Genomic DNA, 23,815 nt, shown 5'->3' with positions numbered 1-23,815 from the left:
ACTACCTCTCTTACTTCTTCTTCAAGTGGCGCGAGCGCATGATGAACTTGTCGGTCGACTTGTTCGAGCGGGTACGCTTGCCCTTGGTGGGCTTGCCCCACGGGGATACCGGGTGACGACCACCGGAGGTGCGGCCTTCACCACCACCGTGCGGGTGGTCGACCGGGTTCATGACGACACCGCGGTTGTGCGGGGTCTTGCCGCGCCAGCGGGTACGACCGGCCTTGCCGTCGTTGATGTTGCCGTGGTCCGGGTTCGACACGGCGCCGACCGTTGCAAGGCAGGACGAGTGAACCAGGCGCTGTTCGCCGGAGTTCAGGCGAAGGATCGCCATGCCCTGGTCGCGACCGACGAGCTGGACGAAGGTGCCGGCGGAGCGGGCGATCTGGCCGCCCTTGCCCGGCTTCATCTCGACGTTGTGAACGATCGAACCGACCGGGATGTACTGCAGCGGCATGGTGTTGCCGGGCTTGACGTCAACCGCCTTGTTGGAGGCGATGACCTTGTCGCCGGCTGCCAGGCGCTGCGGGGCCAGGATATAGGCCTGCTCGCCGTCGGCATAGTTCACCAGAGCGATGAACGCCGTGCGGTTCGGGTCGTATTCCAGACGCTCGACCGTGCCCTCGACGTCGAACTTGCGACGCTTGAAGTCGACGAGACGGTAGGTGCGCTTGTGACCGCCGCCGATGAAGCGGGCGGTGATGCGACCGAGGTTGTTACGGCCACCGCTCTTGGAGAGACCTTCGGTCAGAGCCTTTACGGGCTTGCCCTTGTAAAGGCCCGACCGGTCGACGATGACCAGCTGACGCTGGCTCGGAGTGGTCGGGTTGTAGCTTTTCAATGCCATTTTTCTGTTTCCTTTTATCCGACTGCCCGATTAGAGCCCGGTGGAGACGTCGATGGACTGACCGTCAGCGAGCGTGACGATAGCCTTCTTGACATCTCCCTGCCGGCCGGAAAAGCCGCGGAAACGCTTGATCTTGCCCTTGCGGACGAGCGTGTTCACAGCCGTGACCTTGACGCCGAAGAGTGCTTCGACCGCAGCCTTGATTTCAGGCTTGGAAGCGCGCTTGGCAACGTTGAAGACGATCTGGTTGTTTTCGGAGACCAGCGTCGACTTTTCGGTGATCGAGGGGGATACGATCACATCGTAGTGGCGAAGATCCGTCATTTGAACCGCTCCTCGAGGGCTTCTACAGCAGCCTTGGAGAGCACGAGCTTGCCGCGGCGCAGGATGTCGTAAACATTGATGCCCTGGATCGGAAGAACATCCACGTTCGGGATGTTGCGTGCTGCGAGCTTGAAGTTGCCGTCAAGTTCTGCGCCGCCGATGAAGAGGGCATTGGTGAGGCCGAGCGAAGCGAATGCGCCGGCCAGAGCCTTCGTCTTTGCTTCCGCGGCGACGAGGTCGTCAACGATGATGACGTCGTCAGCCTTGATCTTGGCCGAGAGGGCGTGACGCAGGCCGAGCGCGCGAACCTGCTTGGGCAGGTCGTGGGCGTGGCTGCGGGATACCGGGCCGTGAGCCTTGGCACCGCCGCGGAACTGCGGAGCGCGCGCCGAATGGTGACGAGCGCGGCCCGTACCCTTCTGCTTGTACATCTTGGCGCCGGTGCGGGAAACTTCACCGCGGGTCAGCGACTGGTGCGTGCCCTGCTGCTTCTTGGCGAGCTGCCAGCGGATGACGCGGGCGATGATGTCTTCGCGCGGCTCCAGGCCGAAGATCGCGTCGGAGAGGGAGACCTTGCCGGCGTCCTTCCCGTCGAGGGTCGTGACTTTGAGATCCATGATCAGGCTCCCTTACTTGGCTGCGGCGCGCACGGCGGCCGGACGCGGCGCGTCGGACGGGGTGCCGGACTTGACGGCGTCACGAACGACGATCCAGGCGCCCTTGGAGCCCGGGACTGCGCCCTTGACGAGGATGAGACCGCGCTCTTCGTCGGTGGAGACGACTTCGAGGTTCTGGGTGGTGACGCGCGTCTGGCCCATGTGGCCGGCCATGCGCTTGCCCTTCCAGACCTTGCCCGGGTCCTGGTTGTTACCGGTCGAACCGTGCGAGCGGTGCGAAACGGAGACGCCGTGCGTTGCACGAAGACCGCCGAAGTTGTGGCGCTTCATGGCACCGGCGAAACCCTTACCGATCGTGGTGCCGGTGACGTCGACGAGCTGGCCCGCGACGAAATGGCTGGCGGTCAGCTCCGCACCGATCTCGATGAGGTTGTCTTCCGAAACGCGGAACTCGACGAGCTTGGCCTTCGGCTCGACGCTTGCGGCGGCGAACTGGCCGCGCAGTGCCTTTGCCGTGTTCTTCACCTTGGAAGAGCCGGCGCCGAGCTGGACGGCCGTGTAGCCGTTCTTGTCCTGCGTACGCTGGGCAACGACCTGGACGTTGTCCAGTCGCAATACTGTTACAGGGATGTGCTCACCTGCGTCATTATAGACGCGAGTCATCCCTACTTTCTGTGCAATCACACCTGAACGCATGGTTCAATCCTCTTAGAAGTCCTGGCGGGAGCGTGACGTCCCGTCATGCCTCTTGGTTTAAGGATTCCACTCGGGCTTCTTCGCCGTCGGGTTTCCCGTTTTCAGAAGACGTCGGCTTACGCCACGTACCTTCCTTGTTATTTCGGCTTGCGCCGGACTTAGAGCTTGATCTCTACGTCTACACCGGCCGCAAGGTCGAGCTTCATGAGAGCGTCAACGGTCTGCGGCGTCGGATCTACGATGTCGAGCAGGCGCTTGTGGGTGCGCATCTCGAACTGTTCACGGCTCTTCTTGTCGACGTGGGGCGAGCGGTTGACCGTGAACTTTTCAATACGGGTCGGGAGCGGAACGGGACCGCGGACGCTTGCGCCGGTGCGCTTTGCCGTCGACACGATCTCACGCGTGGAGGCATCAAGGATCCGGTGGTCAAACGCCTTGAGGCGGATGCGGATGTTCTGGCCGTTCATACGACTTTTCCTTAGTTCGTTATCCGCGCGATTCTCTTGGGAAAGCGCGCTTTTTGATTCTGGCGGTTCCCATAAAGGAACGCACACGAAAACACAATTGCCGAAAGGCCAGTCCGCTAAATTTTCAAAGACCGGAGGGGCAGGATCGGAACCCTGCCCTTCCTATTTCAGCGGCCTCAGGCCTTACGTCTTACTCGACGATCGAAGCGACGATGCCGGCGCCGACGGTGCGGCCGCCTTCGCGGATCGCGAAGCGCAGCTTTTCTTCCATCGCGATCGGAACGATCAGCTCGACGTCAACCGTCACGTTGTCGCCCGGCATCACCATTTCCGTGCCTTCCGGCAGCGTCACGATGCCCGTCACGTCCGTCGTGCGGAAGTAGAACTGCGGACGGTAGTTCGTGAAGAACGGCGTATGACGGCCGCCTTCTTCCTTCGTCAGGATGTAGGCTTCGGCCTTGAACTTCTTGTGCGGCTTGACCGAACCCGGCTTGCACAGGATCTGGCCACGCTCCACGCCGTCACGGTTCACACCGCGCAGCAGCGCACCGATGTTGTCGCCGGCCTGGCCCTGGTCGAGCAGCTTGCGGAACATCTCGACGCCCGTGCAGGTCGTCTTCGTCGTCGGGCGGATGCCGACGATCTCGATTTCCTCACCGACCTTGACGATACCGCGCTCGACGCGGCCCGTCACGACCGTGCCGCGGCCCGAGATCGAGAACACGTCTTCGATCGGCATCAGGAACGGCTGGTCGATCGGACGCTCCGGCGTCGGGATGTAGGCGTCGACAGCGGCCATCAGCTCGCGGATCGCGTCTTCGCCGATCTTCTTGTCCGAATCTTCGAGAGCGGCCAGAGCCGAGCCCTTGATGATCGGAATGTCGTCGCCCGGGAAGTCGTAGGACGACAGAAGTTCGCGCACTTCCAGCTCGACGAGCTCGAGCAGCTCGGCGTCGTCGACCTGGTCGACCTTGTTGAGGAACACGACAATCGCCGGAACGCCGACCTGGCGGGCGAGCAGGATGTGCTCGCGGGTCTGCGGCATCGGGCCGTCAGCGGCAGAGCAGACCAGGATCGCGCCGTCCATCTGGGCAGCACCGGTGATCATGTTCTTGACGTAGTCGGCGTGGCCGGGGCAGTCGACGTGCGCATAGTGACGGTTCGGCGTCTCGTACTCGACGTGCGCCGTCGAGATGGTGATGCCGCGGGCCTTTTCTTCCGGGGCGGCGTCGATCTGGTCATACGCCTTGAACTCGCCGAAATACTTCGTGATCGCTGCCGTCAGCGACGTCTTGCCATGGTCAACGTGGCCGATCGTGCCGATGTTTACGTGAGGCTTAGTGCGCTCAAACTTACCTTTTGCCATTTCCGGCTCTCCGTTCCTGATCCCGCAAAGGGAAATTCATACGAATGTTTGGGGGCGCACCCCGGTCACTTCTGACCGGAGTACTTTGCCTGGATTTCCTGCGCGACGTTCGAGGGAACCGGCGCATAGTGGTCGAAGACCATCGAGTACTGGGCGCGGCCCTGCGACATCGAGCGCAGGTTGTCCACGTACTTGAACATGTTGGCCAGCGGCACGTTGGCGGAGATCACCACGGCGACGCCGCGCGATTCCTGGCCCTGGATCTGGCCACGGCGGGAGTTCAGGTCGCCGATGACGTCGCCGACATAGTCTTCCGGCGTCACGACTTCGACCTTCATCATCGGCTCCAGCAGCTGGGCGCCGGCTTCACGGGATGCTTCACGGAAGCAGGCACGCGATGCGATTTCGAAGGCGAGGACCGAGGAGTCGACGTCGTGGAAGGCGCCGTCGATGAGCGTCGCCTTGACGCCGAGCATCGGGAAGCCTGCGAGCGGACCCGAGGACAGAACGCTTTCGATACCCTTCTGGACGCCCGGGATGTATTCCTTCGGAACAGCACCGCCGACGATCTTGGATTCGAAGAGGAAATCTTCGCCATCCGGGTTCGGTTCGAACACGAGCTTCACGCGGGCGAACTGGCCGGTACCACCGGTCTGCTTCTTGTGCGTGTAGTCCTTCTCGGTCTTGCGCGTGATCGTCTCACGATAGGCAACCTGCGGGGCGCCGACATTCGCTTCGACCTTGAACTCGCGACGCATGCGGTCGACGATGATGTCGAGGTGAAGTTCACCCATGCCTGCGATGATCGTCTGACCCGACTCTTCGTCGGTCTTGACGCGGAAGGACGGGTCTTCGGCGGCCAGGCGGTTCAGGGCAAGGCCCATCTTTTCCTGGTCGTTCTTGGTCTTCGGCTCGATCGCGATCTGGATGACCGGCTCGGGGAATTCCATGCGCTCCAGGATGACCGGCTTCAGCGGATCGCAGAGCGTGTCGCCCGTCGTCGTGTCCTTGAGGCCGGCGAGAGCAACGATGTCGCCCGCGAAGGCTTCTTCGATGTCTTCACGCGAGTTGGAGTGCATCTGCAGCATGCGGCCGACGCGCTCGCGCTTTTCCTTGACCGTGTTCATGACCGACGTGCCCTTTTCGAGCTTGCCGGAATAGATGCGGGCGAAGGTGAGCGAACCGACGAAGGGGTCGTTCATGATCTTGAAGGCGAGCATGGAGAGCGGCTCGGCGTCATCGGCGTGACGCTCGATCTCGGCTTCCGTCTTCACGTCGATGCCCTTGATCGCCGGGATGTCCGCCGGGGACGGCAGGTAGTCGACGACGGCGTCGAGCAGCGGCTGGACGCCCTTGTTCTTGAACGCGGTACCGCAGAACATCGGGTGGAACTTCACGTCGATGGTGCCGCGGCGAACGAGTTCGCGGATCTTGTCGTTGTCCGGGTAGTTGCCTTCGAGATAGGCTTCCATCGCGGCCTCGTCGATCTCGACGACGGTCTCGATGAGCTTCTCGCGGTACTCCTCGGCCTTTTCCTTCATGTCTTCCGGGATCTCGACGACGTCCCACTGGGCGCCGAGCGATTCATCGCGCCAGACGAGGGCGTTCATCTCGATCAGGTCGACGACGCCCTTGAATTCGCTTTCAGCGCCGATCGGCAACTGCATGACGACGGCGGTCGCACCGAGGCGCGACTTGATCATGGACACCGAGCGGTAGAAGTCCGCACCGGTCTTGTCCATCTTGTTGCAGAAGATCATGCGCGGAACGTTGTACTTCTCGGCCTGGCGCCAGACGGTTTCCGTCTGCGGCTCTACGCCTGCGTTGGCGTCGAGAAGGGCGATCGCACCGTCGAGCACGCGCAGCGAACGCTCGACTTCGATGGTGAAGTCGACGTGGCCGGGGGTGTCGATGATGTTGAAGCGGCGGGTCTTGCCGTCACGGCCCTTCCAGAAGGTCGTGGTGGCAGCGGACGTGATGGTGATGCCGCGTTCCTGCTCCTGCTCCATCCAGTCCATCGTGGCGGCGCCGTCATGGACTTCGCCGATCTTGTGGGACTTGCCGGTGTAGTAGAGGATGCGTTCGGTCGTCGTCGTCTTGCCGGCGTCGATATGCGCCATGATACCGAAATTTCGGTAGTCTTCGATTTTGTATTCGCGAGCCATTAACGGACTCCTTTCGAGACGTCTAGTTTCGGTTACCAGCGGTAGTGCGAGAAGGCGCGGTTGGCGTCGGCCATCTTGTGCGTGTCTTCGCGCTTCTTGACCGCGCTGCCGCGATTGTTCGCTGCGTCCATGAGTTCGCCGGAGAGGCGCTCGACCATGGTCGTTTCGTTACGCTTGCGGGCAGCGGCGATCAGCCAGCGGATGGCCAGAGCCTGACGGCGCTCCGGACGAACATCGACCGGAACCTGGTACGTCGCACCACCAACGCGGCGCGAGCGCACTTCGACGTGCGGCGCGACGTTGTCGAGAGCCGAATGGAACACGCCGAGCGGATCGGCCTTTGCCTTGCCCTGAACGACATCGAAGGCGCCGTAAACGATCGTTTCGGCGACGGACTTCTTGCCGTCCAGCATGATGGCGTTCATGAACTTGGTGACGACGAGATCGCCGAACTTCGGGTCCGGATTGATCTCGCGCTTTTCTGCTCTATGGCGACGGGACATACTTTTCGTCTTTCTTCAAATGGTTCCGACCAGCGAAATGGCGCCGGTTACTGTATTATTTCGGACGCTTCGCGCCGTACTTGGAGCGGCGCTGCTTGCGGTTCTTGACGCCCTGGGTGTCGAGAACGCCGCGGATGATGTGGTAGCGCACACCCGGAAGGTCCTTCACGCGGCCGCCACGGATCATGACGACGGAGTGTTCCTGCAGGTTGTGACCTTCGCCCGGGATGTAGCCGATGACTTCGAAGCCATTGGTCAGGCGGATCTTGGCGACCTTACGCAGAGCCGAGTTCGGCTTCTTCGGGGTCGTCGTGTAGACGCGGGTGCATACGCCGCGCTTCTGGGGGTTTTCCTGCAGAGCAGGAACCTTGTTGCGCTTTACCGACGCCTGGCGCGGCTTGCGGATCAACTGGTTTACGGTAGGCATAGAACCATCCCTTGCAATCGTGTCTCGTTACCCTTGCGGGCGGATACATGGCCACACGCGTGTTCATGCGCAATAAAAGGCCACTCCGCTTTTGCGGATGACCTCCATAGGCAGAGGACGCCATATCAGCGTCATGCGTGCAGCATTCATGTTCTCAACGTGCGTCGAGCCCTGTTTGAGGCGAACTTCAGAACGAGTCGTTCCGAACCAGCCAGCCTCACATAGGCTCTGATGGCGTGCGGTCTACTGACTTAAGGGCAAAAGGTCAAGGGGCGGGGCGAAAGAATCCCGGGGTGGAATGGCTGGCCTGCCTGAAAAGCAGGGCTTTCGGCGGCCTCCCCTGCCCCTTTCGGGGTGTATACCGGCTGCACCAGCCATCGCCGGAGAACATTAAGGAAGCGTGAAGACGGAATCAACTGCGCGCGATGGTGCGCGGCGAGCGTATCCGGGAATCACCTTTTGGTGCGCCCGCCGATTTTGCATTTGGGCCTTGCCGCCCTAGCCTTTATAGAACCGGCATCATCGACCCGAAAGGAGCCCGCCATGGCGGCCAATGCCGACAACGACAACAATACGCTCGACGACCCGATGGTCTTCATCATCATCGGCAAGGCCTATGAGCGCGAGGGCGACGAGGGCATCGACATCCACGTCATGCTGCGCGCGCCCGACGACGACACCGCCGTGCGCGAGGCGCTGAACGCGCTCTCCGAGGAAGGCTTCCTGGAAGCCGACCTGGACCAGATCGGCACCCTGACCGGCGTGCCGGAGGACGAGCCGCATGCCTCCGCCTACAAGGGCGCGCTCGAAGGAGAAGTGGCGATCATCCGGTTTGCCTGATGACCGCCCGCTTCCTTACTTGATTTCGCCGCTCGGCAGGGGCGTGTCATCCGTCTCTGCCGGCAGCACCGGATAGACCACGTCGGGCATCCGGCCTTCCAGCGTGCCGAGGAAGGCGACGATCCGGTCCACGTCGGCATCCGCCAGGTCCTCGCCGAGCTGCGAGGTGCCCATGATCGCGACGGCCTGCTTCAGGTTCCACACCTTGCCCGAGTGGAAATACGGTGCCGTCAGCGTGACGTTGCGCAGCGGCGCGGCGCGGAAGACATAGGAATCGTCCGCCGTCGCCGTCACGGCAAAGCGGCCCTTGTCGTTCTCCGGCAGCACCTCGGCGCCGGGCTTCTCGATGAGGCCGAACGGGTAATAGCCGTTGCCGCCGAGATTGATGCCGCTGTGACACGACGCGCAGCCCTTGTCGATGAAGAGCGCAAGCCCCTCCTTCTGCTCCACCGTCATCGCGCCCTCGTCGCCGTTGAGATAGGCGTCGAAGGCTGCCGGCGTGATCAGGGTCGCCTCGAAGGCCTCGATGGCCTTGGCCATGTTGTCGAAGGTCACCGGGTCGGCTTCGCCCGGGAAGGCCGCGGTGAACCACTCGACATATTTCGGCATCGACTTCAGCGTCGCGACGACCTGGTTGGGCGTATTGGCCATCTCGACGCCCGCCTGGATCGGCCCCTTCGCCTGCGCCTTCAGGTCTTCCGCGCGCCCGTCCCAGAACTGGGCCTCGTTGAAGACGGCATTCAGCGCCGTCGGCGAGTTGCGCGGTCCCTTCTGCCAGCCATGGCCGATCGAGGTTTCCAGGTTGTCGTCGCCGCCCGTCGCCAGGTTGTGACAGGAATTGCACGAGAAGACGCCCGAGGCCGAAAGCCGCGGATCGAAGAACAGCGCCTTGCCGAGGTCGATCTTCTCCGGCGTGATCGGATTGTCGCTGACCGCCGGATAGGTCGACGGCAAGGGCTTGAAGATGTCGAGCGCCGTCGCGCGCAGATCGGCCGGAACCGGATCGGCGGCAAGGGCCGCGGTCGCAATGACCGATGCGGCGACCGTCGCCAGCAGGATTTTCATGGCTACCTCCATTCGTTGGGTACGAATGGACTTTAGAACCGCTCCAATCTTGCCACTTGCGCCAGATCAAGCCGCCCTGCCCTGTCCTTGCGCATAAACAAAAAGCCGCCCGAAATATTTCGGGCGGCCTTTTCAATCGTCAAAAGTGGCAGCTTTTTACTCGGCATCAGCGTCCTCGCCGCCGGCCAAGGTTCCATCAGCATCGTGCTGGTCGATGCGGCCGGATCGTCAAAGGATGAAATCACCCTCGACAAGCGTATGTTTGCCATCGAGCTTGACGACGAAATCAGCCTTTTTGTCGCCGTCTATATCGCCTGAAATGAACGTTTCCCCCTTCTTGACGGCATAGTTCAGTTCGTTTCCGGCGCCGGTGAAGCCCTTTTTGCCGATGAAGTCGAAATCGGCGACCTTCGAGACGTCGATCCGATCCCCTTCCTTGCGGTTGAAGTCGCTGATGATATCGTTCTTCGAGGCGGTTGAGTGCTTGGCGGAAAGGAACACGAACATATCCGCGCCGTCCCCGCCGCGCATCCAGTTCTCTCCCGCCCCCGCAACCAGCCGATCGTCACCGCCACGCCCATCGACATAGCCGTCGGCCTTGCCCAACGTGAAGTCGTCGGCGAAATCCGAGCCTTCAAGGTTTTCGATGTTCTTGGCCGTTTCCCTGTTGCCGAAACCGTCGTTCAGGATGTTGTTGGTCGTCTTGCGGAGATCGACGACAGCACCCTTCTGGCCGAGATCATCCCAGAAGTGGAAATTGATCGTATCGGATCCCTTGCCGCCGTCGAAACTGTCCTTGCCGCTGAGGCCTCGGAAGTGATTATCCTTCGCGTCGCCTTTGAACTTGTCGTTGAAGAATGTGCCGAAGACGGCTTCGATATTCTTCACCGTATCCGTGCTGCCAAAACCGTCCTTGATCGTCCCCTTTTCCAGATCGACGACGATGCCTTTCTTCCCTCCGAATTTCTGGTCTCTGTGATAATAGACCTCATCGAAACCCTTGCCGCCGTCGATGTCATCCTTGCCGGCAAAGCCCATGAACGATTCGTCCTTGCTGGCTCCGATGAACTTGTCGCTATTGTGGGAGCCGCGATATCCCTCGAAATTCTTGATCTTGTCGGTTCCGCCCCAGCTATTCTGGACGGTCCCCTTGGTCGCATCGAGAACGATGCCTTTTTTGGCATTGCCCTTGTCGTAGTAGGTCTCTTCGTAGCTTAGATCATCCCAGCCCTTGCCGCCGTCCATGTAGTTGTCGCCGGCCGAGCCCTTGATGAAATCGTCGCCACCGCCACCGAGGATGCGGTCATCGCCGGCATTTTTCCCGATGATGATGTCATCACCGCTGCCGCCCCCGGTGATGACGTCGTCGCCCGCCGTCAGGTCCGAAAGAAGGCCATAAAAATCCTTGTTCTTCACGATTTCGAGGAGAAGCTCCTTGGCCTCGAAGTCTCCCTTGGTGAAGGTCAGGTACTTGTCGCCGGAGCCGGCGATGAAGTCGGCGCCCGTCACCGTCCCCTTCGTCGCAAGGTCGCCCTTGAATGTGAGCCCCTTGCCGGTGAGAACGATCTGATCGCCATCACCATCGCGAAAAACGGCCTTGGTGGCCGTCTTCGAGACCAGTTTCAGCGTTTTCATATCGTAGAAATCTTCCAGCCACCCCCAGTCCGTGAGGGCCTTGCCGAATGTGATGTTTGCCATGCCTTTTCTCCTTCCAGCCGACAGGCTTCGGCGCCGTCGATGCTTCCCTTGAGGATGGAGAAAGCGCGTGGTCCCGGCCGCAGCCGGGCGGGCATGCACAGAATGTCCAGGTCCTGCGTGCAGCGCAGCCGGGGCTGCGCGTGCAACACGGACCACAAGGATCCCTCGATCGTTCTCCGTCCTTCAACCCAGCATGGAACAAAACGGGTGCGCACCGCGACCCCCATTTGGGAGTTGCGCATCAGCTGCAAATTGACCTTGCACGTGAATAAGCTACTCTTGATAGACGGAGCAGTCGAACGACCACGGAGGGACCGGGTGGGAGAGTCTTTTGACGCGCACAGGATACGCACGATCGCCACCGAGATCGGCGAGGCGCTGGAGCTTGCCGCCGTTGGCGCCGAACCTTGGGAACAGGCGTTGCGGGTGTTTCATTCCGCTTTTCCGAATGCCTATTTTGCCTTGGTCAACCAGGATTTCTTGCACGACCGGATCAACCATGCGACCGCCTGGAACCTCGATCCCTCGCTGCTGGAAAGCTATTCGCGGTATTATGCCCAAATAAACCCCTACGGCGACTATTGGCGGGGTCTGAAAAGCGGCGAGATCCTGAATTCCGAAAACAGCATGCCCTCCAAAACCCTTCGGCATACGGAGTTCTACAATGACTGGCTTCACAAGGCGGACGCGCGCACCGCAGGCATGGGCCTGAAGATCGACGCCAGTCCGATCGACACGATCTACCTGCCCATGCATTGCGCGGAAGCCTATTTCGAACACTATGCAACGGCCTGCACAGAAATCCTCGCGCAGCTTCGCGGCCCCCTCGAACGGGCGATCCACATATCCCGCAGTTTGCAGCAGGCCGGCGACGGTGTCATCGCCCGGGCCGCCCTCATCGATCACGACAAGGGTCCGGCCCTCGTCATCGACCCGATGCTGCGCATCACCGAAGCCAATGGCGAAGCCTTGCGCATGTTGCAGAAGGACGCTCTTGCCGGCTCCCGCGGCGGACGTTTGCTGTTCCGAGACAAGGCTCTGTCGGAACGGATCGCCCGCCTGGTCAAGGACCTGGCATCCTCCCCCCTCTTTCAGGCATCGCGCCTCGGCTGGGACGACGGCGCCACGAAATGGCTGCTTTCCCTGATCCGGCTGCCCGTGGATCCCGTCCAGCGACTTCTGGCCCCGCGCCCACAAATCCTGCTGCGGCTGACCAACCTCTCAGCTCGGCCATCTTCCAGCGATCTCGCAGAGTTTGCCCGCCTCTTCCGCCTGACGCCCGCCGAGACGCGGCTTGCGGCGGCGCTGGGTGATGGCCTGTCGCTCACCGACGCGGCAACCTGCCTCGGCATCACCTTCGAGACGGCGCGGCAGCGGCTGAAGCAGGTTTTCCAGAAGACGGGAACCGCAAAGCAATCGGAACTCTGCGTCCTGCTTGTCCGCTTCCACAGCGGATGACGCCGAAACGAAAACGCCGGGCTCATCGCCCGGCGTTTTGCATTTTTCACGTGATCCAGCCTTATTCGGCTGCTGCACCCTCGCCGCCGGCGAGGTCCGCCAGCATCGGGGTGGCGACGCCGGCGCCTGTCGACTTGCGGCGCTCGTCGAGGATCATCTCGTCGCGGGCCGTCGCGATGCGGCGGATCTGGGTCATGGTGCCGCCCGTGCCGGCCGGGATGAGGCGGCCGACGATGACGTTTTCCTTGAGGCCCTGCAGGCCGTCGGTCTTGCCGGCGATCGCCGCTTCCGTGAGGACCTTGGTGGTCTCCTGGAACGAGGCGGCCGAGATGAAGGACGGGGTCTGCAGCGACGCCTTGGTGATACCGAGAAGGACCGGTTCGCCATAGGCCGGCTTCTTGCCTTCCTCGATCAGGGCGTCGTTGACGTCTTCCAGCTCGATCCGGTCGACATTGTCGCCGACGATGTAGGTGCTGTCACCTGCATCCGTGATCTCGACCTTCTGCAGCATCTGGCGAACGATCACCTCGATGTGCTTGTCGTTGATCACGACGCCCTGCAGACGGTAGACTTCCTGGATTTCGTTCACGAGGTAGGAAGCGAGTGCTTCCACGCCCTTGATCGCCAGGATGTCGTGCGGCGCCGGGTTGCCGTCGAGGATGTAGTCACCCTTTTCGATATAGTCGCCGTCCTGAAGGTGGAAGGGCTTGCCCTTCGGGATCAGGTACTCGACCGGCTCGACACCGTCTTCCGCCGGCTCGATCGTCACGCGACGCTTGTTCTTGTAGTCGCGGCCGAAGCGGACGGTACCATCGATCTCGGCGATGATGGCGTGGTCCTTCGGACGACGGGCTTCGAACAGTTCGGCAACGCGCGGCAGACCGCCGGTGATGTCCTTGGTCTTGGCGCTTTCCAGCGGCGAGCGGGCAAGAACGTCACCCTGGGAGACCTTCTGGCCCGGCTCGACCGAGAGGATCGCATCGACCGAGAGCAGGAAGCGGGCTTCGCCACCGCGGGACAGCTTGGCGACGGCGCCGTTCTTGTCCTTGATGACGATGGCCGGCTTCAGGTCCGTCCCGCGCGGCGTCGAGCGCCAGTCGATGACCGAGCGCTTGGTGATGCCGGTGGATTCGTCCGTCGATTCCAGGACCGAGATGCCGTCGACGACGTCTTCGAAGTGAACCGTCCCTTCCACTTCCGTCATCATCGGACGGGTGTAGGGGTCCCACTCGGCGAGACGCTGGCCGCGCTTCACCTTGTCGCCGTCGTCGACGAAGATCTTCGAACCGTAGGCGACGCGCTGGGCGGAGCGTTCCACGCCGCGCTCGTCGAGGATGGTGATCGCCATGTTGCGGCCCATCGCGACGAGTGCGCCGTCGGAATTGCGCAGCATGTTGCGGTTCTTGATCTGCACCGTGCCTTCATACGAGGCTTCCAGGAACGACTGGTCGACCACGGTCGCCGTGCCGCCCAGGTGGAAGGTGCGCATGGTGAGCTGGGTGCCCGGCTCGCCGATCGACTGTGCCGCGATGACGCCGACGGCCTCGCCCATGTTGACGGGCGTGCCACGTGCAAGGTCGCGACCGTAGCAGACGCCGCAGACGCCGGTCTGGATCTCGCAGGTCAGCGCCGAACGGATACGGATCGACTGGATGCCAGCCTTCTCGATCTCGACGACGTCCGCTTCGAGGATCATCTTGCCGGCATCGACGATGCGCGCACCCGTGACCGGATGATCGATATCGTCGAGCGCCGTACGGCCGAGAACGCGGGTGCCGATCGAAGCCACGACCTGGCCGGCATCGACGATCGCCGTCATCGTGAGGCCCTTGTCGGTGCCGCAGTCGACATGCGTGACGATGCAATCCTGCGCGACGTCGACGAGACGGCGGGTCAGGTAACCGGAGTTCGCGGTCTTCAAGGCGGTGTCCGCCAGACCCTTGCGGGCGCCGTGCGTCGAGTTGAAGTACTCGTTCACGGTCAGGCCTTCCTTGAAGTTCGAGATGATCGGCGTCTCGATGATCTCGCCCGAGGGCTTGGCCATGAGGCCGCGCATGCCGCCAAGCTGGCGCATCTGGTTCGGAGAACCGCGGGCGCCGGAGTGCGACATCATGTAGATCGAGTTCATCGGCTTCTGGCGGCCGGTCGCGGGGTCGAATTCGACGGCCTTGATGCGCGCCATCATCTCTTCCGCGACCTTTTCGGTGGCCTTGCCCCAGGCGTCGACGACCTTGTTGTACTTCTCGCCCTGGGTGATCAGGCCGTCATTGTACTGCTGCTCGTATTCCTTGACGAGATTTTCGGTGTCACCGACGATCTTCGCCTTGGTGTCCGGAATGACCATGTCGTCCTTGCCGAACGAGATGCCGGCGCGGCAGGCGTGGGCGAAGCCGAGCTGCATGATGCGGTCGCAGAAGATGACCGTGTCCTTCTGGCCGCAATGACGGTAGACCGTGTCGATCATCTTGGAGATGTTCTTCTTGGTCATTTCCTGGTTGCAGATGTCGAACGGGATGTTGCCGTTCTTCGGCAGCAGCTCGCCGATGATCATGCGGCCGGGCGTCGTCTCGTAGATCTTGCTGTAGGCCTTGCCTTCACCGTCGACCGACTTGTAGCGGCCGCGGATCTTCGCGTGCAGCGTGACGACCTTGTTTTCCAGCGCATGGTGCAGTTCGCCCATGTCGGAGAAGGCCATGCCTTCGCCCGGCTCGTTCTGGTTCATGATCGACAAATAGTAGAGACCGAGAACCATGTCCTGCGAGGGAACGATGATCGGTGCGCCGTTCGCCGGATGCAGGATGTTGTTCGTCGACATCATCAGCACGCGCGCTTCAAGCTGGGCTTCCAGCGAAAGCGGAACGTGGACGGCCATCTGGTCGCCGTCGAAGTCGGCGTTGAAGGCCGTGCAGACGAGCGGGTGCAGCTGGATCGCCTTGCCTTCGACCAGGATCGGTTCGAAGGCCTGGATGCCCAGGCGGTGCAGCGTCGGCGCGCGGTTGAGGAGAACCGGATGCTCGCGGATGACCTCGTCGAGGATATCCCAGACCTCAGGCTTTTCCTTCTCGACCAGCTTCTTGGCCTGCTTGACGGTCGAGGAGAAACCCTTGGCGTCGAGGCGGGCGTAGATGAACGGCTTGAAGAGTTCCAGCGCCATCTTCTTCGGCAGGCCGCACTGGTGCAGCTTGAGTTCCGGGCCGGTCACGATGACCGAACGGCCGGAATAGTCGACGCGCTTGCCGAGCAGGTTCTGGCGGAAGCGGCCCTGCTTGCCCTTGAGCATGTCGGACAGCGACTTCAGCGGACGCTTGTTGGCGCCGGTGATGACGCGGCCGCGGCGGCCGTTGTCGAACAGGGCGTCAACCGATTCCTGAAGCATGCGCTTCTCGTTGCGGATGATGATGCCCGGCGCGCGCAGCTCGATGAGGCGCTTCAGACGGTTGTTGCGGTTGATGACGCGGCGGTAGAGATCGTTGAGGTCCGACGTCGCGAAACGGCCGCCGTCCAGCGGGACGAGCGGACGCAGGTCCGGCGGGATCACCGGAACGACCTTCATGATCATCCATTCCGGACGGTTGCCGGATTCCATGAAGTTCTCGACGATCTTCAGGCGCTTCATCAGCTTCTTCTGCTTCAGATCCGACGTGGTTTCCGCCAGATCCGAACGCAGGTCGCCAGCGATCCGCTCGAGGTTCATCGAGGCGAGCATCTCGTAGATGGCCTCGGCGCCGATCATCGCCGTGAACTGGTCTTCACCATATTCATCGACGGCGATCATGTATTCTTCTTCGGAAAGAAGCTGGTTTTCCTTGAGCGCGGTGAGGCCCGGCTCGGTCACGATGTAGTTCTCGAAATAGAGAACGCGCTCGACATCCTTCAGCGTCATGTCGAGCAGCGTCGCGATGCGCGAGGGCAGCGACTTCAGGAACCAGATGTGGGCGACGGGCGCGGCCAGCTCGATATGGCCCATGCGCTCGCGGCGAACGCGCGACAGCGTGACTTCGACGCCGCACTTTTCGCAGATGATGCCCTTGTACTTCATGCGCTTGTACTTGCCGCACAGGCACTCGTAGTCCTTGATCGGCCCGAAGATGCGCGCGCAGAACAGGCCGTCGCGTTCCGGCTTGAACGTGCGGTAGTTGATGGTTTCCGGCTTCTTGATCTCGCCGTACGACCAGGAAAGAATCTTTTCCGGAGACGCGATCGAGATCCGGATGGAATCGAACGTCTGCGCAGGCACCTGCGGGTTGAAAAGGTTCATGACCTCTTGGTTCATGCCTATCTCCTTCGTGGGCCAATGGCCCTCTGCTTAGCAACCAATTGCGGCGATACCCGGGTGCCGCAAGGCTGCTCGAAACGGATGAGCCGCCCCTCGCCGACCGGCGGAGGCGGAAACGGTGCGCGCCCTTCGGCGCGCACCCTATCAAGGCTTATTCCGCGGCGTCGGGAAGCTGGCCGGCTTCCGCGTTCGCGTCGACCTTCGAGTTCTCCAGTTCGACCGACAGGCCGAGCGAGCGCATTTCCTTGACGAGAACGTTGAAGCTCTCCGGAATGCCCGCCTCGAACGTGTCGTCGCCACGCACGATCGCCTCGTACACCTTGGTGCGGCCCGCGACGTCGTCCGACTTCACGGTCAGCATTTCCTGGAGCGTGTAGGCGGCGCCGTAGGCTTCGAGCGCCCAGACTTCCATTTCCCCGAAGCGCTGGCCGCCGAACTGCGCCTTGCCGCCCAGCGGCTGCTGGGTAACGAGCGAGTACGGACCGATCGAGCGCGCATGGATCTTGTCGTCGACAAGGTGGTTCAGCTTGATCATGTACATGTAGCCGACGGTCACCTTGCGGTCGAAAGCCTCGCCCGTACGGCCGTCGTAGAGAACCGACTGGCCCGAGGACGCAAGGCCCGCACGCTCCAGCATGCTGGCGACATCAGGTTCATGCGCACCGTCGAAGACCGGCGTTGCGATGGAGACGCCCTTGCGGGACTGCTCGGCCAGCTTGACCAGGGCGGCGTCGTCGAAATGGGCGACTTCGTCCTTGGCTTCGCTCTCGTAGACTTCCGTCAGCTCGCGCTTCAGGTCGGAGATGTCCATGGTCTTGCGATACTCGTCGAGCAGGTCGCCGATCTTCTTGCCCATGCCGGCGCAAGCCCAGGCAAGGTGGGTTTCGAGGATCTGGCCGACGTTCATGCGCGAAGGCACGCCCAGCGGGTTCAGGCAGATGTCGACATGCGTGCCGTCTTCGAGGAACGGCATGTCCTCGATCGGCAGGATGCGCGAGACCACGCCCTTGTTGCCGTGACGGCCGGCCATCTTGTCGCCCGGCTGGATCTTGCGCTTCACGGCGACGAAGACTTTTACCATCTTCATGACGCCCGGAGGCATCTCGTCGCCGCGCTGGACCTTCTCGACCTTGTCCATGAAGCGCTGTTCAAGGCGCGACTTGGATTCGTCGTACTGGCCGCGGAGCGCTTCGATCTCGCCCTGGACCTTCTCGTCCTCGACGGCGAACATCCACCACTGCGAGCGGGGATATTCGGAGATCACGGCATTCGAAAGCTCGGTGCCCTTCTTGAAGGCCTTCGGGCCGGCGACGGCGACGTGGCCACGCAGCATGTCGGTCAGACGACCGTAGACGTTACGGTCGAGGATCGCCTGCTCGTCGTCACGGTCCTTCGCGAGACGCTCGATCTCCTCGCGCTCGATCGCCATCGCGCGTTCGTCCTTCTCCACGCCATGGCGGTTGAAGACGCGAACCTCGACGACCGTGCCGAAGGTGCCGGGCGGCATGCGCATGGAGGTGTCACGCACGTCGGAGGCCTTTTCACCGAAGATGGCGCGCAGGAGCTTTTCTTCCGGCGTCATCGGGCTTTCGCCCTTCGGGGTGATCTTGCCGACCAGGATGTCGCCCGGCTGAACCTCTGCGCCGATATAGACGATACCGGCTTCGTCGAGGTTCTTCAGCGCTTCTTCCGAAACGTTCGGAATGTCGCGCGTGATTTCTTCCGGGCCCAGCTTGGTGTCGCGGGCCATGACTTCGAATTCCTCGATGTGGATCGAGGTGAACACGTCGTCGGAGACGATGCGTTCGGACATCAGGATCGAGTCTTCGTAGTTGTAGCCGTTCCACGGCATGAACGCGACGAGCGCGTTGCGGCCGAGCGCGAGGTCGCCGAGGTCGGTCGACGGACCGTCCGCGATGATGTCGCCCTTGTTCAGAACGTCGCCGACGGTGACCAGCGGGCGCTGGTTGACGCAGGTGTTCTGGTTGGAACGCTGGAACTTCTGCAGCCGGTAGATATCGACGCCCGACTTCGACGGATCGAGGTCTTCGGTGGCGCGGATAACGATACGGGTCGCGTCGACCTGGTCGACGACGCCGCCGCGGCGGGCCGCGATGGCAGCGCCCGAGTCACGGGCGACGATCGGCTCCATGCCGGTGCCGACGAACGGGGCTTCCGCACGCAGAAGCGGCACGGCCTGGCGCTGCATGTTCGAACCCATGAGCGCGCGGTTCGCGTCGTCGTTCTCAAGGAACGGGATGAGCGCGGCCGCCACCGAAACGAGCTGCTTCGGCGAAACGTCCATCAGGTTGATCTGGTCGCGCGGGGCGAGCATGACTTCGCCGGCGTGACGGCAGACGACGAACTCTTCCGAGAAGGAGTTGTCGTCGTTGAGCGGCGAGTTGGCCTGGGCGACGTGGTACTTGGCCTCTTCCATGGCGGAGAGGTAGACCACATCGGTCGTCACCTTGCCGTCGACGATCTTGCGGTACGGGCTTTCGATGAAGCCGTACTTGTTGACGCGGGCGAAGGTGGCGAGCGAGTTGATCAGACCGATGTTCGGGCCTTCCGGCGTCTCGATCGGGCAAATACGGCCATAGTGGGTCGGGTGGACGTCGCGGACTTCGAAGCCGGCGCGCTCGCGGGTCAGACCACCCGGGCCAAGGGCCGAAAGACGGCGCTTGTGGGTGATTTCCGAAAGCGGGTTCACCTGGTCCATGAACTGCGAGAGCTGCGAGGAACCGAAGAATTCGCGAACGGCGGCAGCCGCCGGCTTCGCGTTGATCAGGTCCTGCGGCATCACCGTGTCGATCTCGATCGAGGACATGCGTTCCTTGATCGCGCGCTCCATGCGCAGCAGGCCGAGACGGTACTGGTTCTCCATCAGTTCGCCGACCGAACGGACACGGCGGTTGCCGAGGTTGTCGATGTCGTCGATCTCGCCCTTGCCGTCGCGCAGCTCGACCAGCATCTTCACGACGGCGAGGATGTCTTCCTTGCGCAGCGTGCGGACCGTGTCGGCGACGTCGAGGTCGAGGCGCATGTTCATCTTCACGCGGCCGACGGCGGAGAGGTCGTAGCGCTCCGCATCGAAGAACAGCGTGTTGAACATGGCTTCGGCCGAATCCATGGTCGGCGGCTCGCCCGGACGCATGACGCGGTAGATGTCGAACAGCGCGTCCTGGCGGTTCTCGTTCTTGTCTGCGGCAAGCGTGTTGCGGATATAGGCGCCGACATTGATGTGGTCGATGTCGAGGACCGGGATTTCGTCGAAACCGGCCGCGAGAATGACCGGCAGGGTCTTCTCGTCGATTTCGTCGCCGGCTTCGAGATAGATCTCACCCGTCGAGTAGTTGACGATGTCCTCGGCAAGATAGTTGCCGTAAAGCTCGTCGTCCGTCGCCTTGAGGGCCTTGAGGCCCTTTTCGGAGAGCTGCTTCAGGAGGCGCGGCGTCAGCTTCTTGCCGATCTCCACGACGACTTCGCCGGTGTCGGCATCCACCAGATCCGAGACGGCCTTCTGGCCCTTCAGCGCGTCCGGATTGAAGGGAATGCGCCAGCCTTCGCCGTCGCGCTGGTAGAGCGACTTCGTGTAGAAGGTCGACAGGATCTCTTCGCCGTCCATGCCGAGCGCCATGAGCAGCGAGGTGACGGGGATCTTGCGGCGACGGTCGATGCGGGCATGGACGATGTCCTTGGCGTCGAACTCGATGTCGAGCCAGGAGCCGCGGTACGGGATGACGCGGGCCGCGAAGAGCAGCTTGCCCGACGAGTGGCTCTTGCCCTTGTCGTGGTCGAAGAACACGCCCGGCGAACGGTGCATCTGGGAGACGATGACGCGCTCGGTGCCGTTGACGATGAACGTGCCGTTGTCGGTCATGAGCGGCATGTCGCCCATGTAGACGTTCTGTTCCTTGATGTCCTTGATGGACTTGGCGCCCGTATCCTCGTCGATATCGAACACGATGAGACGCAGCGTCACCTTGAGCGGCGCTGCATAGGTCAGATCACGCTGGCGGCATTCCTCGACGTCGAACTTCGGCTGTTCGAATTCGTAGGAAACGAATTCGAGCATGGAAGCGCCGGAGAAGTCGGTGATCGGGAAGACCGACTTGAAAACGGTCTGAAGGCCCTCGTCCGGGCGACCGCCGGCAGGCTCTTCAACCATCAGGAATTGGTCGTAGGATGCCTTCTGAACCTCGATGAGGTTCGGCATGACTGCGACTTCAGGGATTTTTCCAAAAAACTTGCGTACGCGCCTACGACCGTTAAACGAAAGGGTCTGAGCCATCGTCGCTCCTTCAAATTTGCATCCGGGCCTGCAACGGACGGGGTTCGCTGGCCAGTCGATCCCGTCGACCAATGGGTTGGTTCAATCTCGTCTCGCCTGCCAGGCCACGGGCCGGATTGCCCAATCGCTCGGCGGAAGACCATCCTCTTGAAGAACCCATTACCCAAAAGCCGGTTTTCGCGGCTTTTGGGTAATCAGTTCGGAGGAATCATCAATGGGAGAGGGTCGAAACCCTCTCCCACCGCATTCCGATATTACTTGACGTCGACCTTGGCGCCGGCGTCCTCAAGCTTCTTCTTGAGGTCAGCGGCTTCAGCCTTGGAGACGGCTTCCTTGACCGGCTTCGGAGCGCCTTCGACGAGGTCCTTGGCTTCCTTGAGGCCGAGACCCGTGATGCCGCGAACTTCCTTGATGACGTTGATCTTGTTGGCGCCAGCGTCAACGAGGATCACGTCGAATTCGGTCTTTTCTTCTTCAGCAGCAGCCGGGGCAGCGCCGCCGCCAACAGCAGCAACAGCAACGGGAGCTGCAGCCGAAACGCCCCACTTCTCTTCGAGAAGCTTGGAAAGCTCAGCAGCTTCCAGGACGGTCAGCGAGGAGAGGTCTTCAACGATCTTTGCGAGATCAGCCATTTTCTTAAGTCCTTTTGTTCGGTTCGAACTGGTGTGTTTGATTTACAGCGAAAAACCGCCTTACGCGGCTTCGTCCTTCTTGGCGTAGGCTGCGAACACGCGGGCAAGCTGGCTTGCCGGTGCTGCAACGACCGTGGCGACGCGCGTTGCCGGGGCATTGAGAAGGCCCAGCAGCTTTGCACGCAGCTCGTCGAGCGAAGGCAGGGTCGCAAGCGACTTGACTGCTTCTGCGTCGAGTGTGGTCGCACCCATGGCGCCGCCGAGCACAACGAGCTTGTCGTTGGTCTTGGCGAAGTCCATGGCTACCTTCGGAGCGATCATCGGATCATTTGCATATGCAATGAGCGTCTGACCCTGGAAGAGATCAGACATCCCTTCCGACTCCGTACCCTGAAGGGCAATTTTGGCCAGGCGGTTCTTCGCGACTTTGACGGTACCGCCAGCTGCACGCATCTTCGTACGAAGATCGTTCATCTGTGCAACGGTGATGCCGGCATAGCGGGCCACGACAACCGAACCGGAAGCCTTGAAGACTTCATTCAGCTCCGTGACGAATTCGCGTTTTTCCGCTCTTTCCACTGCCTATCTCCAGTTGACAGGACCGTGAGTTCTCACGGGACCTGCCGGGTTTGCCTTTGCCGCCAGGGATCCGCTTAAAAAGAAGATCCCGAGCGACGCTCGAGGATCCTGTCCCCCGCGCTCGACCCGAGGGCCGCGACACAGGCAAGGTAGGTTCGAACCGAATTCCGCGTCATCCGACGCTGAGTGAAATCCAGGTCTCACCCGTCTCATGCAGGCAACGTGATTAAGGCCTAACCACCTGCAATCTCGGACAGGAGTTCCGGGTTTCCCCGGAAATTCCCGGCCTGACTAAGGCCGGGAATTCTTTTGCGATCCAGCCGGAGCGGGATCTGAAAAAATCAGGCGCCTAAATCAGGCAACCGTCGCCGGGTCGATCTTCACGCCCGGGCCCATCGTCGAAGAGATGGCAACGCGCTTGACGTAGTTGCCCTTGGCGCCAGCCGGCTTCGCCTTGATGACGGCGTCGGCGAAAGCCTTGATGTTCTCTTCCAGAGCCTTGGCGTCGAAGGAGGCCTTGCCGATGCCGGCATGGATGATACCGGCCTTCTCGACGCGGAACTCGACAGCGCCGCCCTTGGACGCCTTGACGGCGCCGGTAACGTCCATGGTCACCGTACCGACCTTCGGGTTCGGCATCATGCCGCGCGGGCCGAGAACCTTGCCGAGACGGCCGACGAGCGGCATCATGTCCGGGGTCGCGATGCAGCGATCGAAATCGATCTTGCCGCCCTGGACGATCTCGAGCAGGTCTTCGGCGCCGACGATGTCCGCGCCGGCGGCCTTGGCTTCGTCGGCCTTGGCGCCGCGTGCGAAGACGGCGACGCGAACGTCACGGCCGGTACCGTTCGGCAGGTTGACCACGCCGCGGACCATCTGGTCTGCGTGGCGCGGGTCGACGCCGAGGTTCATGGCGATCTCGACGGTTTCGTCGAACTTGGCGACGGCACGCTCCTTGACGAGCGAGATGGCGTCCGAAAGGGCGACGAGCTTGGTCGGGTCGATGCCTTCGCGGATCTTCTGGAGACGCTTTGCTACCTTGGCCATGATCAACCTACCACTTCCAGGCCCATGGCGCGGGCAGAACCCTCGACCATCGCCATTGCGCCTTCGATATCGGCGGCGTTGAGATCCTTCATCTTGGCTTCGGCGATCGACTTGATCTGAGCCTTGGTGAGCTTGCCGACGGAACCGCCCTTGCCCGGGGTCTTCGAGCCGGACTGGATCTTGGCTTCCTTCTTGAGGAAGTAGGTCACCGGCGGCTGCTTCATCACGAAGGTGAAGGACTTGTCCTGGTAGTAGGTGATGACGACCGGGATCGGCATACCCTTTTCCATTTCCTGCGTCGCCGCGTTGAACGACTTGCAGAATTCCATGATGTTAATGCCACGCTGACCAAGCGCCGGGCCGATCGGCGGGGACGGGTTCGCCGATCCTGCCTTGACCTGAAGCTTGAGCTGGCCTGCAACTTTCTTAGCCATTTTCTCTGCCTTTCAGAATGCGACCGGTTGCCCGGCCCGTGATGCCGATCCTGGGACCGGCGGCTGCGGTTGCGTGGTGCGGT

General features: G+C 61.8%; 20 protein-coding genes. 2 read left to right on the top strand and 18 right to left on the bottom strand.

All coding sequences use genetic code 11. The annotated features are described in order from the left end of the window. Positions 1-10 precede the first annotated feature (10 nt). The 9 genes from rplB to rpsL form a co-directional block, all read right to left on the bottom strand. Positions 11-847 carry a 50S ribosomal protein L2 gene (gene rplB, locus shn_RS07520; protein WP_064329855.1) on the bottom strand — a complete coding sequence of 279 codons (837 nt, stop codon included), beginning with the start codon at positions 845-847 and terminating at the stop codon, positions 11-13. 30 nt (positions 848-877) lie between these two features. Further along, positions 878-1,171 (bottom strand): 50S ribosomal protein L23, encoded by a 294-nt coding sequence (locus shn_RS07515; RefSeq protein WP_064329854.1) that lies wholly within the window; start codon positions 1,169-1,171, stop codon positions 878-880. Then, positions 1,168-1,788: a 50S ribosomal protein L4 gene (gene rplD, locus shn_RS07510; RefSeq protein ID WP_064329853.1), complete on the bottom strand. Its 621-nt coding sequence runs from the start codon at positions 1,786-1,788 to the stop codon at positions 1,168-1,170. The genes shn_RS07515 and rplD overlap by 4 nt, the downstream gene beginning before the upstream one ends. A gap of 12 nt (positions 1,789-1,800) precedes the next feature. After that, entirely contained in the window at positions 1,801-2,484 is a 684-nt protein-coding gene (rplC, locus tag shn_RS07505) for a 50S ribosomal protein L3 (protein ID WP_024270438.1), read from the bottom strand. A gap of 158 nt (positions 2,485-2,642) precedes the next feature. Continuing rightward, positions 2,643-2,951, bottom strand: coding sequence for a 30S ribosomal protein S10 (gene rpsJ / locus shn_RS07500; protein WP_003507767.1), 309 nt, complete (start codon positions 2,949-2,951; stop codon positions 2,643-2,645). Between the two features lie 190 nt (positions 2,952-3,141). Next, positions 3,142-4,317 (bottom strand): elongation factor Tu, encoded by a 1,176-nt coding sequence (gene tuf / locus shn_RS07495; RefSeq protein WP_064329852.1) that lies wholly within the window; start codon positions 4,315-4,317, stop codon positions 3,142-3,144. 65 nt (positions 4,318-4,382) lie between these two features. Then, positions 4,383-6,482 (bottom strand): elongation factor G, encoded by a 2,100-nt coding sequence (gene fusA, locus shn_RS07490; protein ID WP_064329851.1) that lies wholly within the window; start codon positions 6,480-6,482, stop codon positions 4,383-4,385. A gap of 32 nt (positions 6,483-6,514) precedes the next feature. Then, complete coding sequence (gene rpsG / locus shn_RS07485) at positions 6,515-6,985, bottom strand: 30S ribosomal protein S7 (protein WP_023516514.1); 471 nt, start codon at positions 6,983-6,985, stop codon at positions 6,515-6,517. A gap of 55 nt (positions 6,986-7,040) precedes the next feature. Further along, positions 7,041-7,412, bottom strand: a complete 372-nt coding sequence (gene rpsL / locus shn_RS07480) for a 30S ribosomal protein S12 (RefSeq protein ID WP_022719193.1) — start codon at positions 7,410-7,412, stop codon at positions 7,041-7,043. A gap of 543 nt (positions 7,413-7,955) precedes the next feature. Here rpsL and shn_RS07475 point away from each other — a divergent pair. Beyond that, on the top strand, positions 7,956-8,252 hold the full coding sequence (locus tag shn_RS07475) for a hypothetical protein (protein WP_023514254.1): 297 nt from the start codon (positions 7,956-7,958) through the stop codon (positions 8,250-8,252). A 15-nt stretch (positions 8,253-8,267) separates the two neighbouring features. Here the strand turns inward: shn_RS07475 and shn_RS07470 are convergent, their stop codons facing one another. The 3 genes from shn_RS07470 to shn_RS37515 are packed head-to-tail and all read right to left on the bottom strand — an operon-like array spanning position 8,268 to position 11,015. Further along, positions 8,268-9,317 carry a cytochrome-c peroxidase gene (locus shn_RS07470; protein WP_064329850.1) on the bottom strand — a complete coding sequence of 350 codons (1,050 nt, stop codon included), beginning with the start codon at positions 9,315-9,317 and terminating at the stop codon, positions 8,268-8,270. Positions 9,318-9,349: 32 nt separating this feature from the next. Continuing rightward, positions 9,350-9,571 (bottom strand): hypothetical protein, encoded by a 222-nt coding sequence (locus shn_RS36345; protein WP_133033373.1) that lies wholly within the window; start codon positions 9,569-9,571, stop codon positions 9,350-9,352. Further along, on the bottom strand, positions 9,546-11,015 hold the full coding sequence (locus shn_RS37515) for a M10 family metallopeptidase C-terminal domain-containing protein (RefSeq protein ID WP_064329849.1): 1,470 nt from the start codon (positions 11,013-11,015) through the stop codon (positions 9,546-9,548). The genes shn_RS36345 and shn_RS37515 overlap by 26 nt, the downstream gene beginning before the upstream one ends. A gap of 207 nt (positions 11,016-11,222) precedes the next feature. Here shn_RS37515 and shn_RS07460 point away from each other — a divergent pair, with 207 nt between their 5' ends. Next, complete coding sequence (locus shn_RS07460) at positions 11,223-12,473, top strand: helix-turn-helix transcriptional regulator (protein WP_145925882.1); 1,251 nt, start codon at positions 11,223-11,225, stop codon at positions 12,471-12,473. A 61-nt stretch (positions 12,474-12,534) separates the two neighbouring features. On the opposite strand, the gene rpoC is transcribed toward shn_RS07460, so the two are convergent. From rpoC to rplK, 6 genes are all read right to left on the bottom strand, one after another. Beyond that, positions 12,535-16,746, bottom strand: a complete 4,212-nt coding sequence (gene rpoC / locus shn_RS07455; RefSeq protein ID WP_064329847.1) for a DNA-directed RNA polymerase subunit beta' — start codon at positions 16,744-16,746, stop codon at positions 12,535-12,537. 154 nt (positions 16,747-16,900) lie between these two features. Continuing rightward, positions 16,901-21,040, bottom strand: a complete 4,140-nt coding sequence (gene rpoB / locus shn_RS07450) for a DNA-directed RNA polymerase subunit beta (protein WP_064329846.1) — start codon at positions 21,038-21,040, stop codon at positions 16,901-16,903. A gap of 254 nt (positions 21,041-21,294) precedes the next feature. Further along, the gene (rplL, locus tag shn_RS07445; RefSeq protein WP_064329845.1) at positions 21,295-21,672 is read right to left on the bottom strand and encodes a 50S ribosomal protein L7/L12; all 378 of its coding nucleotides are present in this window, start codon (positions 21,670-21,672) and stop codon (positions 21,295-21,297) included. Between the two features lie 60 nt (positions 21,673-21,732). Beyond that, positions 21,733-22,251, bottom strand: coding sequence for a 50S ribosomal protein L10 (rplJ, locus tag shn_RS07440; RefSeq protein WP_064329844.1), 519 nt, complete (start codon positions 22,249-22,251; stop codon positions 21,733-21,735). A gap of 354 nt (positions 22,252-22,605) precedes the next feature. Next, positions 22,606-23,298 carry a 50S ribosomal protein L1 gene (gene rplA / locus shn_RS07435; RefSeq protein WP_064329843.1) on the bottom strand — a complete coding sequence of 231 codons (693 nt, stop codon included), beginning with the start codon at positions 23,296-23,298 and terminating at the stop codon, positions 22,606-22,608. 2 nt (positions 23,299-23,300) lie between these two features. Next, complete coding sequence (rplK, locus tag shn_RS07430) at positions 23,301-23,732, bottom strand: 50S ribosomal protein L11 (RefSeq protein WP_064329842.1); 432 nt, start codon at positions 23,730-23,732, stop codon at positions 23,301-23,303. Positions 23,733-23,815 lie beyond the last annotated feature (83 nt).

Origin of the sequence: Shinella sp. HZN7 (assembly GCF_001652565.1) — a bacterium.
Lineage (GTDB): Bacteria > Pseudomonadota > Alphaproteobacteria > Rhizobiales > Rhizobiaceae > Shinella > Shinella granuli.
The sequence above is the reverse complement of the archived record's forward strand: the minus strand, read 5'-3'. Positions and strand labels throughout refer to the sequence as shown.